This window comes from Halopseudomonas oceani (genome assembly GCF_963677335.1).
Lineage (GTDB): Bacteria > Pseudomonadota > Gammaproteobacteria > Pseudomonadales > Pseudomonadaceae > Halopseudomonas > Halopseudomonas oceani.
The window spans coordinates 2,308,051-2,321,470 of record NZ_OY781932.1 but is presented as its reverse complement, the minus strand read 5'-3'; the positions used below and the strand labels follow the sequence as shown (position 1 = coordinate 2,321,470).

The window sequence follows — 13,420 nt, the reverse complement described above, 5'->3', positions numbered from 1 at the left end:
GTACCTACCCGCCCCGGAGCAACGTCCACAATGAAACTCGGTGACCTGTCCGTCGGCTACCTGCTCAGCCTGCGCGAAGCCATCCTGCGCATGGGGCTGGACCCGGCGCCGCTATTTGGCCGGTTTCGTATCACCGACGCCCTGTTGGCGCAGCCCCACGCCCGTATCAGCATTCCGCGATTCATGCGTCTGGGTAACGCGGCGATTCGCTACACTCGCGAGCCCGCCATCGGCCTGCTGATGGGTCAGTGCAGTCGCATCAGCCATCTTGGCCTGAGTGGCATGGCGGCGCAGTGCGCGCCGAACCTCGGCGCAGCGTTCAGCACCATGATCGAGTTCGAGCTGCTCGGCAGCCAGAACTATCGCGGTCACTCAAGCTTTGAGCCACCCGCCCTGCGCTTCTATTCGATCAGCCCATACAACATGTTCAACCTGTTTGTGGTCGATTCCGCATTGGCTGCACGTGCCCAGGTAGGCCGGGACCTGACCGGCGGCAAGGCCCAACTGCGTGAAGTACACATCGAATTTCCGGCACCGCCCTATGCAGCGCGCTACGAACCGTTCTTCGGCTGCCCGGTGCATTTCGAGCAGCCACACAACCAGCTGGTCTGGGAGCCGCGCAGCCTTGACCTGCCGCTGGCGCAAAGCGCCGCGCCGACCCACGCACACCTGCGCGAGCTGTGTGCACAGCGGTTGAACGAGCTGACTCGTCACCGGGGCCTGCGTGAGCGGGTGGAAACGCTGATTGCTCCGCAACTGGACAGTCAGCCGCCGTCTCTGGCGCAGGCGGCTTATGAACTGGGGTTACCTGCCTGGACCTTGCGTCGCCGCTTGCACCAGGAGGCGGGTACGAGCTATCAGCAGATCATTGACGAGATGCGGAGAAACCTCGCGATCACCTATATCCGCGACACAGAAATGGCGTTGGGGGAGATTGCGTTCCTGCTCGGCTTCTCGGCACCTGAGGCATTTCAGCGCGCATTCAAACGCTGGACCGGCACAGCCCCCGGTAGCTACAGAAAGACAGTTATTGCGGAGGGAATAAAAGAATAGTATTTAAAAACAGGCAGTTAAAAATAAAAGAAAGAAATTGCGCGAAGAGCATCATAACTCTTCGGCATCTTCCACGTCGTCATCCCACTGTTGGGATTGCAGTTCGATCAATTCTTCAATGTAGTCACTCATGTGAGGTTCCTTCTTCGTTTCAATGTTCTGGTCTCGACCTGACCTTAGTCACATCAGATGACACTGAGATGAAAATAACCCACATAGGTTCCGCCCGGGTTTGATCCAGATCAGACCAGCTGCACGGCAACCACTGCCAGCACCGCCGCCTCGATCACTTCAACCAGGGCCCCGGCGGTGTCACCCGTTGTACCGCCCAGCCGAGCGAGCAGCGAACGTCGCCACAACGCCAGCAGGCTGATGGTCACGACCAGCGCCAACAGGCCAACCCAGCCGAGGCACAAGGTCAGGCCGGTGTGCAGTAGCAGCGTTAGCTTCAGACGCTCACGGGGCATCTGCGCCACCAGCAGCGAGCCCATCCCCTGAGGCCGTACATAGGGCGTACTCAGCAGCAGCCCGGCCAGCGCGCCGCGCGCCAGCCAGGGCGCCAGCAGCAATGCCGGCCAAGCCGCAGTTTCAAGCAGGCTGACCAGTGCCGCCCACTTCACCAGCAGCAGCAAGACCAGCACGGTCACCCCGACCGGTCCGCAGGCCGGATCCTTCATGATCTTCAAAGTCCGTTCGGCACTCCCCATGCCGCCGACCCAGGCATCCGCCGTATCGGCCAGCCCGTCAAGGTGCAGACCGCCGCTAAACCAGACCCAGAAAACCAGCAACAGCGCGGCAGCCAGCGGCGTAGCAACACCGCCAAGCAGCCAGCTCAGAAGCAGCAGCGCAAAGCCGAGCAACAGCCCAACAGCCGGATACCACAACAGTGAGCGGCCGAGCTCCTGACCGGTCGGCTCACGCCACAGTCGCACAGGTATGCGGCTCAGCAGTTGCAGGGCGAGGCCAAAGGGAATCATGCCGGGAGCTCCTCAACGCGACCGTTCCGGTAGGTCAGGCGATACAGCGCGCCGTGGGCCACCTCAACCTGCAGTAACTGCGCGGCGGGCAAACCCCGTGCTGCGGCAAGCAACAAGCGCATCACGCCGCCGTGAGTGACCAGCAGCAACGTCTGGTCAGGGTACTCGCGCTCCAGCTGCGCCAGCGCCGCCCAGACCCGCTCGGCAAACCGGGCCACAGGCTCACCATCCGGCGGCGTGAAACCATAAGGGTCAGACCAGAAGGCGCCCAGCGCGTCAGCCTGGTCCAGCATCAGATCGCTGGGGTGACGGCCTTCCCATTGGCCGAAGTGCAGTTCGCGCAGGCCGTCGGCATAACTCAAAGGGAGCCCGTCGCGCAGGCTCAGCTGCAGCGCAAACAGGCCGCACCTGCGTAGCGGGGAACTGACAATACGCTGCCAGTCAGGTAATGCCGGCAGTGCCCCCCACATCTGCTGCCATCCCAGGTCGGTGAGATCGTCATCGATACTGCCACGCAGACCACCGCCTTGCTGTGTCTCGCCATGGCGCAGCAGCAGCAACCGCAGACTCATACCAGGCTCCCCGAGACTGCCGCCTCTGCGAAGGTCGCCATTTCATTGTGTAGCCTGCAGGCGGCCTGCAGCAGCGGTACCGCCAGGGCCGCGCCGCTCGCCTCCCCCAGGCGCAGATCCAGAGACAGCAAAGGTTCAGCATCCAGCTCCTGTAGCAGAAAACGATGCCCCGGCTCAGCGCCACGGTGGCTGTAGAGCAACCAGCGACGAACGTCTGTGTTCATGCGTACGGCGCATAACGCGGCGGCCGTACTGATGTAACCGTCCACCAGCACCGGCAGGCCGTTCTGCGCAGCTGCGACATAGGCCCCGGCAAGCGCCGCCACCTCCAGCCCACCAACCCGACGCAGCGTCTCAAACGCGTCATTGGCATGCGGGCGATGATGGGCCACAGCCCGCTCGATGATCCTGCTCTTGTGCCGTAATCCAAGCGCCGTGAGTCCGGTGCCAAGGCCCACCAGCTCGCTCACCGGCTGGTCCAGCAGCAAGGCCGACAGCGCACAGGCGCTGCTGGTATTGCCTATCCCCATCTCACCACCGATAAATAGCTCGGCACCATCCTCGACAGCCCGCTGAACAGCCTCCTGACCGACGCGCAGCGCGGCATCGCATTGCGCTGCGGTCATTGCTGCGCCGTGCAGGAAACTCGCTGTACCCGCGGCAATATTGAGATGGTGCACCCCCGGTAGCGGCGCAATCTCGTGCGCCAACCCCAGGTCGATCAGTTCCAGCGGTGCGCCAAGATGCCGCGCCAGTACACTGATCGCAGCGCCACCCTGGGCAAAATTGGCCAGCATCTGTCCGGTGACTTCCTGCGGAAAGGCCGACACCCCTTCAACCGCGATACCGTGATCGGCGGCAAAAACGCTGATCCAGATGCGCTCCAGGCTGGGTGTGCCACGGCGCTGCAGGCTGGCCAGGGTTACCGCGACCTGTTCCAGGCGCCCCAGGGAACCGGCGGGCTTGGTGAGTTGTGCCTCTCGCGCCAACGCCTGAGCCAAGCGGCCCGCATCCAAAGGTACGACCGGCTGTTGCCACCACGGTGTTGTCACAGCTTTTCTCCTTTTAACACTTGCGGCAGACCCGCAACGCAGAACACCACACGTTCACAGGTTGCCGCCAGCGCTTGATGCAGCCAGCCGGCCTCATCGACAAAACGGCGGGTCAACTCGCCCATCGGCACGACGCCCAGACCGGTTTCGTTGCTGACCAGCAGAATGCGCCCGGGCAAGGTGGTAAGCACGTCCAGCAACGCGCTGCGCTCGCGCACCCATGCTTGCGGGTCGTCAGTCAGCAGCAGGTTGCTCAGCCACAGCGTCAGGCAATCGACCAGCAGGCAGCGGTCAGCCCGCGCCTGCTCAGCAAGTGCCCGCGCCAGTGCCAACGGCTCCTCGACCAGCGCCCAATCTGCCGGTCGCTGATGACGGTGGCGTTCAACCCGCTCGCGCATCTCCTCATCGCGTGGCAGGCAGGTCGCGATATACACCACGTCCAACCCGCTTTCAGTTGCGCGCTGCTCGGCGTATCGGCTCTTGCCGGAACGCGCACCACCGAGAATCAACTCAGCCATGAGCCACCCCGCACAGCTCGCGCAACGCTGCGGTATCCAAATGCTGCTCAACCAGGTCGGCGAGCCGATCCAGATCGCGCTCGCGCAAGGCGGCGTAGTCGACGCCCTGCGCCTGCTGCAAACCGGCCCAGCCAAGCAGTGCCTGCTGCGCTGCAGGGGACTCGAACAGGCCATGCAGGTAGGTACCGGCTATCTGCCCGTCATCACTCAGCACACCATCGGCGCGGTCGTCATCGAGCAACACCAAGGGGTTCTCGAGCGCGTCCCCCTCGCTGGTGCCGGCGTGAATTTCATAGCCACTGACCTCCGCGTGGTCGAGGCTCAGCCGTCCGCGAACATTGCGCAGCTGCTTATCGATACGCAACTCGGTGACCATGTCCAACAATCCCAGACCCCGCTCTGTACCAGCCGGCCCTTCAAGTCCGAGCGGATCATCAACACAGTTACCCAGCATCTGAAAGCCGCCGCAAATGCCCAGCAGCCGACCGCCGTAGCGCAGATGACGAGCGATATCCTGATCCCAGCCCTCCGCGCGCAGATGCTGCAGATCCGCCCGTACGCTCTTGGAGCCGGGCAGAATAATGAGGTCAGCCGGCGGCAACGCCTGCCCGGCCGGAATGAACTGCAGGTCAACCTGCGGATGCAGGCGCAACGGATCAAAGTCGGTGTGATTGCTGATACGCGGCAACACCGGCACCACGACCCGCAGCGCGTCGGCAGCGCCGCCGACCTGCCGCGTCTCGACCGCATCTTCCGCCTCCAGATGCAGATCCTGCAGATACGGCAGAACGCCGAGCACCGGCTTGCCGGTGTACTGCTCCAGCCACCGCAGCCCCGGCTCCAACAGCGCGATGTCGCCACGGAAACGGTTGATGACAAAGCCCCTTACCCGGGCCTGCTCTGATTCGGACAGCAGCGCCAGCGTGCCGGCCAGGTGCGCGAATACCCCGCCCTTGTCGATGTCGGCAACGATGATCACCGGGCAATCAACCGCCTCGGCAAAGCCCATATTGGCGATATCGCCTTCACGCAGATTGATCTCGGCCGGCGAACCGGCGCCTTCCACCATCACGACCTGCGCCCACTCGCAAAGACGACCATGAGCTGCCAGCACCGCCTGCATCGCGGTCGGCTTGTAAGCGTGGTAGCTCACCGCATCCATGGTGCCGATCGGGTGGCCGTTGATGATCACCTGCGCCCCCACGTCGGTATTGGGCTTAAGCAGAATCGGATTGAGGTCGGTGTGGGTCGGCACGCGCGCGGCCTGCGCCTGCACCGCCTGCGCCCGGCCGATCTCGCCGCCATTGGCGGTGACCGCCGCGTTCAGCGCCATGTTCTGCGGCTTGAACGGCGCCACCACCACGTTCTGACGGACCAGCCAGCGGCACAAGGCGCTGACCAGCGTACTCTTGCCGGCATCAGAGGTGGTGCCCTGCACCATCAGCGTTGTCATTGTCGTGCTCTCATGCTCGTGTTCAAGGCCTGCTCAAGCCGTTCCCAGTCGCGCTGGTGATGGGGCAGACCAAAACGCAGTCCGTTGAGGGCCGGGAACAGGCGCACGAGTACGCCCTGCAGGGCCAGATTGAGGTACAGCCGCTCGGCGCGTTCCGACTCACGCCACTGGAACAAGCCACAACCCGCCCCGCCGCTCAGACCCGCCTGTATCAGCAGCGCATCGAGCCGCTCACTGGCGGTCTTCAGCCGATAGCGCCAGAGCTGCTGGGTGCTGGCATCCAGCAGCGCGGCAAGGCCGACCGCCCGGGCCGGACCGCTCACGGCCCAGGGGCCCAGAGCCTTCTCCAGTTGGCCCAGCAAGGCAGGAGCCGCCAGCACAAATCCCAAACGCAGACCGGCCAGACCAAAGAACTTACCCAGCGAACGCAGCACGATTAGCCCTTCCCGGTCGGTGAAGCTGGCAAGGCTGTGCTCGGGTGTAACATCCATAAAGGCTTCATCAACCAGCAGCCAGCCACCCCGGCTCGCCAGCTCGGCGTGCCATTTCAGCAGTTGCTCGGTTGTAAGCAGTTGAGCGGTGGGGTTGTTCGGATTCACTGCGAGCAGCACATCCAGCTGCGGCAGCACGTCGGCAACGTCATCCAGCTGCACGCTGCGCACCGCGTGCCCGGCCCGGCGCCACGCGTCGGCATGCTCGGCGTAGGTCGGCTCCAGCACCCCGACCCGACTTGGGGCGCGCAACAGCGGTAACGCCTGAATGGCCGCCTGCGAGCCAGCCACCGGCAGCGCGGCAGGGGCACCGTAATAGTCACCGGCCACGCCTGACAGGTTATCGTCGGTTTCGGGCAGGCGCTGCCAGATAGATTGCGGCAGCGCCGGTATCGGCCAGGCAAAGGGCGAGATGCCGGTGGACAGGTCAAGCCACTGCTCTACCGGCCGGTTGAAGCGCCGGGCGGCTTCACGCAAACGCCCTCCGTGTTCAAGCATGGCTAACTCCCCAGATCAGTACGATCACCAGCACCCACAGCAGCACGCTGCGACGCACCAGCAGCAGCGCACGGTCAATATCGGCGGCCACCGCACGCGGCCCTTCGCCAAGCAGCGGGCGCTGTTCGACTCGGCCGTGATACATCGCCGGGCCACCCAGCTCGCGCTCCAGCGCACCGGCACCTGCGGCCATCACCGGTCCGGCGTTGGGGCTGTCCCACAGCCGAGCCTGGCTGCGCCAGCAACGCCAGGCCAGCCGCGCGTTGCCGCACAGTGCGTAGCTCACCGCCACCAGCCGGGCAGGAATAAAATTGAGCACATCGTCCAGCCGCGCCGCGACGCGGCCGAACAGCAGAAAACGCGGCGAGCGGTAACCCCACATCGCATCCAACGTGTTGGCCAGTCGGTACAGAACAACACCGGGGGCGCCGGCCACAGCAAACCAAAACAGCGCCGAAAACACCGCGTCACTGCCATTCTCCAGCACCGATTCGACGGTAGCGCGGGCGACGCCCTCCTCGTCCAGCGCACGGGTGTCGCGGCTGACCATGCGTCCGACCAGCTCGCGCGCGCGCGGCAGATCCCCGCGCTCCAGCGCCTGTGCAACGGGCCGGGCATGGGCGCCAAGGCTTTCCCAACCGATGGCCGCGTACAGACACAGCAGTGATACCAGCCAGCCGATCACTGGCTGCGCCGCCAGCCACCAGACCAGGGCTATCGGCGGTACCACTGCCAGCACCCAGGCCAGCGCGCCGCGGGCGATGCTGCCGCCAGCCGTGGTATTCAGACGCTGCTCCAGCCCAGCGGCGAGATTGCCAAAGCCCACCAGCGGATGATGCCGACGCGGTTCACCCAGCAGCGCATCCAGCGTCACCCCAGCCACCACCAGCGGCCCGAGCAGACTCATGAAAGCGCCCACTGGCGAATCAGCGCAGCGAGCTGATCCAACCCGTCGGTCAGTGCGCCGATCCCCGGCTGCAGAATGTCGGCCGACTTGATCTCGAACAGCTGCGCCTGCGCCACCGCCGGAACCTGATTCCAGCCGTCACGCTCGACCACCTGTTCCGGGCAAAAGCGCTTGCCGCACCAGGAGCCGATGATGATATCGGGCGCGCGCCGCACCACTTCAAGCGGGTCGGCGATGATGCGCTGCTTCGCCCGCGGCAGTGCGGCCAGATCACTGAAGCAATCCTCGCCACCGGCCAGAGCGATCAACTCGCTGACCCAGCCGATGCCACTGATCAGCGGCTCATTCCACTCCTCGAAATACACTCGCGGGCGACGCGGCAGTGCCGCTGCCTGCGCGGCAACCGCCGCCATGCGCCCTTCCAGTTCCTGAACCAGCGCCTCGGCGCGATCTGCCGCGCCCACCAGCGCCCCCAGCGTACGAATCATTGCCAAGATGCCGGCAATACTGCGCTGGTTGAACAGGTGAACTTCCAGCCCTGCCCGCGCCAGGTCGGCAACTATGTCTGCCTGCAGGTCGCAGTAACCCAGCACCAGATCCGGCTGCAGAGCGAGAATCTCGTCGTGCTTCGCGCTGGTGAACGCGCCGATCTTGGGTTTTTCCTTGCGCGCCTGCGGGGGCCGCACGGTGAAGCCGGAGATGCCGACAATGCGCTGCTGTTCACCGAGCGCATAGAGCACTTCGCAGGTTTCAGTCGACAGGCAAACAATACGTTGCGGCCCGAACGCGCTCATCAGCGCTCCTCCCATTGATCGGTAAACAGCATGTCATCCAGCGGTCGGGCCTCAGCCCAGCGTTCTTGCTCCAGCATCGGCCGGCTGTAGAACGCATCGACCGGGCCCAGACAGAGCACCGCGACCGGTCGCGCACCCGCTGGCAACGCCAGCAGGTCGGCCAGCGCCTGCGGATCGAACAGCGAGACCCAGCCCAGCCCCAGCCCTTCCGTCCGCGCCGCCAGCCAGAGGTTCTGGATGGCGCAGGCGACCGAGGCCAGATCCATGTCTGGCATGGTCCGGCGACCGAACACATGCGCCTCGCGCCCCGGCGGCAAGGCTGCGACCAGCAGCTCAGCGCAGCTCAGTACCCCTTCGACCTTGAGTCGCATGAACTCGTCCTCCCGCTCGCCCAGGGCACGCGCCGTCTCCAGCCGCTCCTGTTCCACCAACTGATGGATCGACTCGCGTAGCGCTTGGCGGGTAATTCGCACAAAGCGCCAGGGCTGCATCAGGCCGACGCTCGGGGCCTGATGCGCGGCCTGCAACAAACGCTGCAACTGCTCTTGCGGTACCTCGCCCGCAGCAAAGTGGCGCATGTCGCGGCGCTCGCGAATGGCGCGGTACACCGCGTCACGCTCCTGCGGGTCAAAGGCGTGCCGGGTCATGGCCGGAACAGCGCCGCCGCAGCCTGCGGATTGCTCGGCAGGTAGAAATGGATGTAGGACGCCGTCAGCCGGCTGTCACGAAACACCGCTTCGCTGGTGCGCCGGTAGTTCGGACATTCGCCCTGTGCCAACGCTTCCAGTCGGGTATCCAGCAGCGAATGATGGAAGGTGTGGCCGCGCAGCGTGCCCTCGGGCAAGCGCACCTCCTGCAGCGCCAGTGCCGCCAGGCGTAACTGCATCACCGCCTTGCCCGGCAGCAATCCGGCCATGCGGTGCTGCACGCCATCACGGTCGGTCAGGGCATCCAGCAGATACAGCATCCCGCCGCACTCGGCGACCAGCGGCTTGCCAGCGGCGTGATGGGCTTGCAGCGCCTGCGCCATCACCGCATTCGCGGCCAGGGTCTCGCCGTGCAACTCGGGATAGCCGCCGGGCAGATACACACTGTCGACTTCCGGCAGCGCCTCGTCGGCAAGCGGCGAGAAGAAGCTAAGTTCAGCGCCCATCGCCTGCAGCAGCGCCAGATTGGCCTGATAGACAAAGGCAAAGGCCTGATCTCGCGCCACACCGATACGCACGCCCGCCAACAACGGCTGCAGCGCCTCGGCACTCGGTGCCGGGAAGCTCACCGGTTCCGGCAAAGGGGCACCACTGCTCTGCTCCAAGGCATCGGCTGCGGCATCCAGCCGCGCCAGCAGATCCGGCAGCTCGGCGGCCTGTACCAACCCAAGGTGTCGGCTCGGCAGTTCGAGGTCAGCGGCTCTGGGCAGGCCGCCATACCAGTGCAGGCTGTCCGGCAGACTGTCGCGCAGAATCTCGCCGTGACGAACACTGCCCAGCTTGTTGCCCAGCACCCCGGCAAAGCCCAGATCCGGCTGGAAGTTCGCCAGCCCCCAGGCCACCGCCGCAAAGGTTTGCGCCATACAGGAGCCATCGATAACACCCAGTACCGGCACGCCAAACTCACGGGCAAGATCAGCTGCAGACGGCGTACCGTCGAACAACCCCATGACGCCCTCAATCAGAATCAGATCGGCTTCGGCCGCCGCTTCCCAGAGCAACCGGCGGGACTGCTCCAGGCCAACCATCCACAAGTCCAGCTGATACACCGGCGCACCACTGGCGGCCTGCAGAATCATCGGATCAAGAAAGTCCGGGCCACATTTGAACACCCGCACCTTTCTGCCCTGCCGGCTGTGCAGCCGCGCCAATGCAGCAGTCACTGTGGTTTTGCCCTGCCCCGAGGCCGGTGCGGCGATCAGCATCGCCGGGCAAGCGCGTGCGGTCAAAACTCCACCCCCTTCTGCGCCTTGATGCCCGCCTTGAACGCGTGCTTGGTCATGCCCATATCGGTCACGGTGTCCGCAGCCTCAACCAACGCCGGCGGCGCACCGCGGCCGGTGACGACCACGTGCTGATGGGCCGGCCGCGCCTGAATATCGGCGATCACCTGATCGAGCTGCAGGTAACCGTATTTCAGCGCGATATTCAGCTCATCCAGCAGCACCAGCGCGACCTGCGGATCGCGCATCAGCTCAACCGCTACGGCCCAGGCGGCTTCGGCCTTGGCGATGTCGTCCTGCCGGTTCTGGGTTTCCCAGGTAAAGCCGGCGCCCATAACGTGATAGCGCACCTCATCAGGGAAGCGCCGGAAGAAGGTTTCCTCACCGGTACTGCGCGCGCCCTTGATGAACTGCACGATACCTACGCGCAGACCATGCCCTAGCGCGCGGGCGGCCATGCCGAAACCGGAGCTGCTCTTGCCCTTGCCATTGCCGGTCAGCACCAGCAGCACGCCGCGTTCGTCAGGTGCCTGGGCGATTTTCTCATCAACCACCTGCTTCTTGCGCTGCATGCGCTCGCGGTGGCGCTGATCGCGCTCGGCAGATTCGCTCATGCGCGCTGGCTCGAGTTACCGAACAGCGCTGCCGCACTGCGCGCACCCACGTACAGCACGACCGCCACGGCAACGTAGGCCGCCATGGTGCTCAGATAGGACGGGTAGTAATGAGCCAGACGCTCGATCATGCCAACAAAAGTCGGCTCGGCGTAGCGGCCGGAGAACCAGTAAAAGCCACCGCTGGTAAACACCTGACAGACCAGCGCGCTGACCATCATGGTCGGTACCAGAACCAGCAGCGACGAGGCCTGTTCACGGTGCCAGCCAGCGTACAGACGGCCGCCGAACCACAGAGCCGCGTAGCCGGGCAGCAGCGCCCAGTAGGCGATGGTCATGCAATGGTGCCCCACATTGGCCCAGCCAACGGTCAGCACGTCCACCGCCACAGCAGCGGCAAAAAACAGCGGATACGCCCAGACCGGGCGCAGCAGCACGCCGACCAGGAAGAACACCGCCCAGGAGGCGCTTGGCAGGTTGAGCTGCGGGAAGTGGCTACCGCGCGTCATGATCATCAGCGCCAGCAGCAGCGCGCCAACCACCAGTTGGGTATGTTTCGAGGTCTTCAGCACAGCCTTTCTCCTTTGCGGTTTTTCCAAACGTCAATGCCGGGCATTGCCCGGCTTTTTATTCAGGGCGCCACCGCGAACGGCGGCGCCAGTCAAACGACGCGATTACAGCGGCTGGTAACGCAGAGTCAGATACCCTGCACGGCCCGGCTGCGTATAGGTCGCGGCGGTTTCATACTCGTTGTCGAACAGGTTGCTGACCCGTGCCTGCACCCGCCAGGCATCACTCAGCCAGTACTCGGCCCGCAGCTCAACGGTGTTGTAGCCATGCAGGTCGCTGGTGTTGGTGGCGTTATTCCAGCGGCGACCCTCGGCGTGGACGCTCGCACCCAGACCGATACGGCCAAAGCGGCGGTCGACATCCAGGTTGAAAATCTGCTCCGGCACCCGACGCAGCAGCAGGTCGTCATCAGCGCTGCTGGAGCGGTTCTCCGGGTCCTGCAGGGTCAGGTTCGCCTGCCAGCTCCAACCCAGCTGCTGAGTCAGCACTTCCAGCTCCAGACCGGTGATACGCGCCTTATCGACGTTCTCGGCCATCGACACTCCGCCAACACGGACGCTGGCAATCATGTCGTCGATGTCATTGCGGAAGGCGTTGGCCGACCAACTACCCCAACGGTGCTGGCCACGCAGCCCGACTTCCAGGTTACGTGAGGTCTCCGCCTCGATAGCCGGGTTGCCATATCCGGGGTAATACAGCTCGTTGAAGGTCGGGGCCCTAAAGGCCGTACCGTAGCTGGTGGTCAGACTGATGCTGTCGGTTAGCGCATAGCCGTAACCGACACTGCCGGTGGTGTGCTCACTGTATGCTTCGTTATCGTCATGACGCAGCCCCAGCTGCCACTCATGGCGACCTGCCTGCAACAGGTATTGGGCAAACAGACCGTGGTTGTAACGGCTGTCTTCCGGGTAATCGACGCTGCTGCTGATGCTGTCCTGCTGCCAGTCATAACCGACAGTCAGCAGCTGATTGGCGCTCAGCGCCAGGTCGTTCTGCCAGCTTGCACTGTCACGGCGCGTGTCGTAGCGGGTATCGAAACTACTACCCTTGTAGTTTTCGTTCTTGTCCTCGCTGCGGCCCACCTGCAGGGTGACATCCCAGAACGACGACGGCGCAAATCGCGCGCGCGCGCCATAGGCTCTCAACACACTGTCGGCGTTGGCCTTGTTGCCGGAGTCGTAATCGTTGTGCGACTCGACCTGCAGGAGATTGGCATCCAGCAGCAAGCCGTTGGCGAAACGGTAGCCGCCGGACAAGCTGGCCGACAGTTCACGGTAGCCGTCGTGGTCCTTCTCGCGGGATGGCCGCGCATCGTAGCCCTCGGTATCCAGACTGCTGATACCCAGGTTGAACCAGGCATTGTCATCGCCACCGGAGACACCGGCGGTACCGGCGCGATGCTGGCGACTGCCAACAGTGGTCGAGAAATACGGCGTCAGACCATCACCACCTTTGCGGGTAAAGATCTGCACTACACCGCCAAGGGCCTCGGAGCCATACAGGCTTGAGCGTGGGCCGCGGACGATCTCGATCCGTTCGATCTGCTCAACCGGCAGGTTCTGCAGTGCAGCAACGCCTGAGGTCGCCGAGCCGACACGCACGCCGTCGATCATCACCAACACGTGCTTGTCGCTGCTACCACGAATCTGCAGCGAGGTGCTCTTGCCCGGGCCGCCGTTGTTGATAAGGTTGACCCCGGTTGCACGGCGCAGCAGCTCTTCGGCCGTATTGACCTGTAGGCGCTCGATATCGGTCCGCTCGAAAACCGTAGTGGCGGCAATATTGCTGGCGTGACTGGTCCGGGTGGCGGTCACGACATCGCGACCGAGATCCACAGTGCTGGCGAAAGAAAGGGAGGACAGGCCAATAAGGCCCAGCGCCAGAGGGGCGCGTGCAAGGATTGTCATGCTGCTTGGCTGCTCCGTCGTACCGACCCGTACGACACTGTCTGATCGGGACAGGCTGGAGCGGCAGGAACACGGCATGAACAC

14 protein-coding genes are annotated in these 13,420 nt (G+C 64.3%); 1 reads left to right on the top strand and 13 read right to left on the bottom strand.

Translation table 11 applies throughout. The features are described 5' to 3' along the window. Nucleotides 1-30 precede the first annotated feature (30 nt). Nucleotides 31-1,053: an AraC family transcriptional regulator gene (locus tag ACKPCU_RS11065; protein WP_321346691.1), complete on the top strand. Its 1,023-nt coding sequence runs from the start codon at nucleotides 31-33 to the stop codon at nucleotides 1,051-1,053. 242 nt (nucleotides 1,054-1,295) lie between these two features. On the opposite strand, the gene ACKPCU_RS11060 is transcribed toward ACKPCU_RS11065, so the two are convergent. From ACKPCU_RS11060 to btuB, 13 genes are all read right to left on the bottom strand, one after another. Continuing rightward, nucleotides 1,296-2,030: an adenosylcobinamide-GDP ribazoletransferase gene (locus tag ACKPCU_RS11060; RefSeq protein ID WP_321346689.1), complete on the bottom strand. Its 735-nt coding sequence runs from the start codon at nucleotides 2,028-2,030 to the stop codon at nucleotides 1,296-1,298. Then, nucleotides 2,027-2,602 (bottom strand): histidine phosphatase family protein, encoded by a 576-nt coding sequence (locus tag ACKPCU_RS11055; RefSeq protein ID WP_321346687.1) that lies wholly within the window; start codon nucleotides 2,600-2,602, stop codon nucleotides 2,027-2,029. The genes ACKPCU_RS11060 and ACKPCU_RS11055 overlap by 4 nt, the downstream gene beginning before the upstream one ends. Continuing rightward, complete coding sequence (cobT, locus tag ACKPCU_RS11050; RefSeq protein WP_321346686.1) at nucleotides 2,599-3,654, bottom strand: nicotinate-nucleotide--dimethylbenzimidazole phosphoribosyltransferase; 1,056 nt, start codon at nucleotides 3,652-3,654, stop codon at nucleotides 2,599-2,601. Before cobT ends, ACKPCU_RS11055 begins: the two co-directional genes overlap by 4 nt. Then, the gene (gene cobU / locus ACKPCU_RS11045) at nucleotides 3,651-4,172 is read right to left on the bottom strand and encodes a bifunctional adenosylcobinamide kinase/adenosylcobinamide-phosphate guanylyltransferase (RefSeq protein WP_321346685.1); all 522 of its coding nucleotides are present in this window, start codon (nucleotides 4,170-4,172) and stop codon (nucleotides 3,651-3,653) included. Before cobU ends, cobT begins: the two co-directional genes overlap by 4 nt. Beyond that, nucleotides 4,165-5,625: a cobyric acid synthase gene (locus ACKPCU_RS11040; RefSeq protein ID WP_321346684.1), complete on the bottom strand. Its 1,461-nt coding sequence runs from the start codon at nucleotides 5,623-5,625 to the stop codon at nucleotides 4,165-4,167. Before ACKPCU_RS11040 ends, cobU begins: the two co-directional genes overlap by 8 nt. Next, the gene (cobD, locus tag ACKPCU_RS11035; RefSeq protein ID WP_321346681.1) at nucleotides 5,622-6,614 is read right to left on the bottom strand and encodes a threonine-phosphate decarboxylase CobD; all 993 of its coding nucleotides are present in this window, start codon (nucleotides 6,612-6,614) and stop codon (nucleotides 5,622-5,624) included. Before cobD ends, ACKPCU_RS11040 begins: the two co-directional genes overlap by 4 nt. Then, entirely contained in the window at nucleotides 6,607-7,521 is a 915-nt protein-coding gene (gene cbiB / locus ACKPCU_RS11030) for an adenosylcobinamide-phosphate synthase CbiB (protein WP_321346679.1), read from the bottom strand. Before cbiB ends, cobD begins: the two co-directional genes overlap by 8 nt. Next, a complete protein-coding gene (locus ACKPCU_RS11025; RefSeq protein ID WP_321346677.1) occupies nucleotides 7,518-8,315 on the bottom strand; it encodes a cobalamin-binding protein in 798 nt (265 codons plus the stop codon). Before ACKPCU_RS11025 ends, cbiB begins: the two co-directional genes overlap by 4 nt. After that, nucleotides 8,315-8,962, bottom strand: a complete 648-nt coding sequence (gene bluB / locus ACKPCU_RS11020) for a 5,6-dimethylbenzimidazole synthase (RefSeq protein ID WP_321346675.1) — start codon at nucleotides 8,960-8,962, stop codon at nucleotides 8,315-8,317. Before bluB ends, ACKPCU_RS11025 begins: the two co-directional genes overlap by 1 nt. Beyond that, nucleotides 8,959-10,251 (bottom strand): cobyrinate a,c-diamide synthase, encoded by a 1,293-nt coding sequence (locus ACKPCU_RS11015; protein WP_321346673.1) that lies wholly within the window; start codon nucleotides 10,249-10,251, stop codon nucleotides 8,959-8,961. The genes bluB and ACKPCU_RS11015 overlap by 4 nt, the downstream gene beginning before the upstream one ends. Beyond that, nucleotides 10,248-10,859: a cob(I)yrinic acid a,c-diamide adenosyltransferase gene (gene cobO, locus ACKPCU_RS11010; protein ID WP_321346671.1), complete on the bottom strand. Its 612-nt coding sequence runs from the start codon at nucleotides 10,857-10,859 to the stop codon at nucleotides 10,248-10,250. Before cobO ends, ACKPCU_RS11015 begins: the two co-directional genes overlap by 4 nt. Further along, nucleotides 10,856-11,431 (bottom strand): hypothetical protein, encoded by a 576-nt coding sequence (locus ACKPCU_RS11005; RefSeq protein ID WP_321346670.1) that lies wholly within the window; start codon nucleotides 11,429-11,431, stop codon nucleotides 10,856-10,858. Before ACKPCU_RS11005 ends, cobO begins: the two co-directional genes overlap by 4 nt. Before the next feature lie 102 nt (nucleotides 11,432-11,533). Further along, nucleotides 11,534-13,336: a TonB-dependent vitamin B12 receptor gene (gene btuB / locus ACKPCU_RS11000; RefSeq protein WP_321346669.1), complete on the bottom strand. Its 1,803-nt coding sequence runs from the start codon at nucleotides 13,334-13,336 to the stop codon at nucleotides 11,534-11,536. Between the last annotated feature and the right edge of the window lie 84 nt (nucleotides 13,337-13,420).

Bases quoted from the DNA above. Each gene is read 5' to 3' on its own strand.
- ACKPCU_RS11060 (WP_321346689.1), bottom strand. From the start codon at position 2,030: ATGATTCCCTTTGGCCTCGCCCTGCAACTGCTGAGCCGCATACCTGTG.
- bluB (WP_321346675.1), bottom strand. From the start codon at position 8,962: ATGACCCGGCACGCCTTTGACCCGCAGGAGCGTGACGCGGTGTACCGC.
- ACKPCU_RS11065 (WP_321346691.1), top strand. From the start codon at position 31: ATGAAACTCGGTGACCTGTCCGTCGGCTACCTGCTCAGCCTGCGCGAA.
- btuB (WP_321346669.1), bottom strand. From the start codon at position 13,336: ATGACAATCCTTGCACGCGCCCCTCTGGCGCTGGGCCTTATTGGCCTG.
- cobD (WP_321346681.1), bottom strand. From the start codon at position 6,614: ATGCTTGAACACGGAGGGCGTTTGCGTGAAGCCGCCCGGCGCTTCAAC.
- ACKPCU_RS11040 (WP_321346684.1), bottom strand. From the start codon at position 5,625: ATGACAACGCTGATGGTGCAGGGCACCACCTCTGATGCCGGCAAGAGT.
- cbiB (WP_321346679.1), bottom strand. From the start codon at position 7,521: ATGAGTCTGCTCGGGCCGCTGGTGGTGGCTGGGGTGACGCTGGATGCG.
- ACKPCU_RS11055 (WP_321346687.1), bottom strand. From the start codon at position 2,602: ATGAGTCTGCGGTTGCTGCTGCTGCGCCATGGCGAGACACAGCAAGGC.
- cobO (WP_321346671.1), bottom strand. From the start codon at position 10,859: ATGAGCGAATCTGCCGAGCGCGATCAGCGCCACCGCGAGCGCATGCAG.
- cobU (WP_321346685.1), bottom strand. From the start codon at position 4,172: ATGGCTGAGTTGATTCTCGGTGGTGCGCGTTCCGGCAAGAGCCGATAC.
- ACKPCU_RS11025 (WP_321346677.1), bottom strand. From the start codon at position 8,315: ATGAGCGCGTTCGGGCCGCAACGTATTGTTTGCCTGTCGACTGAAACC.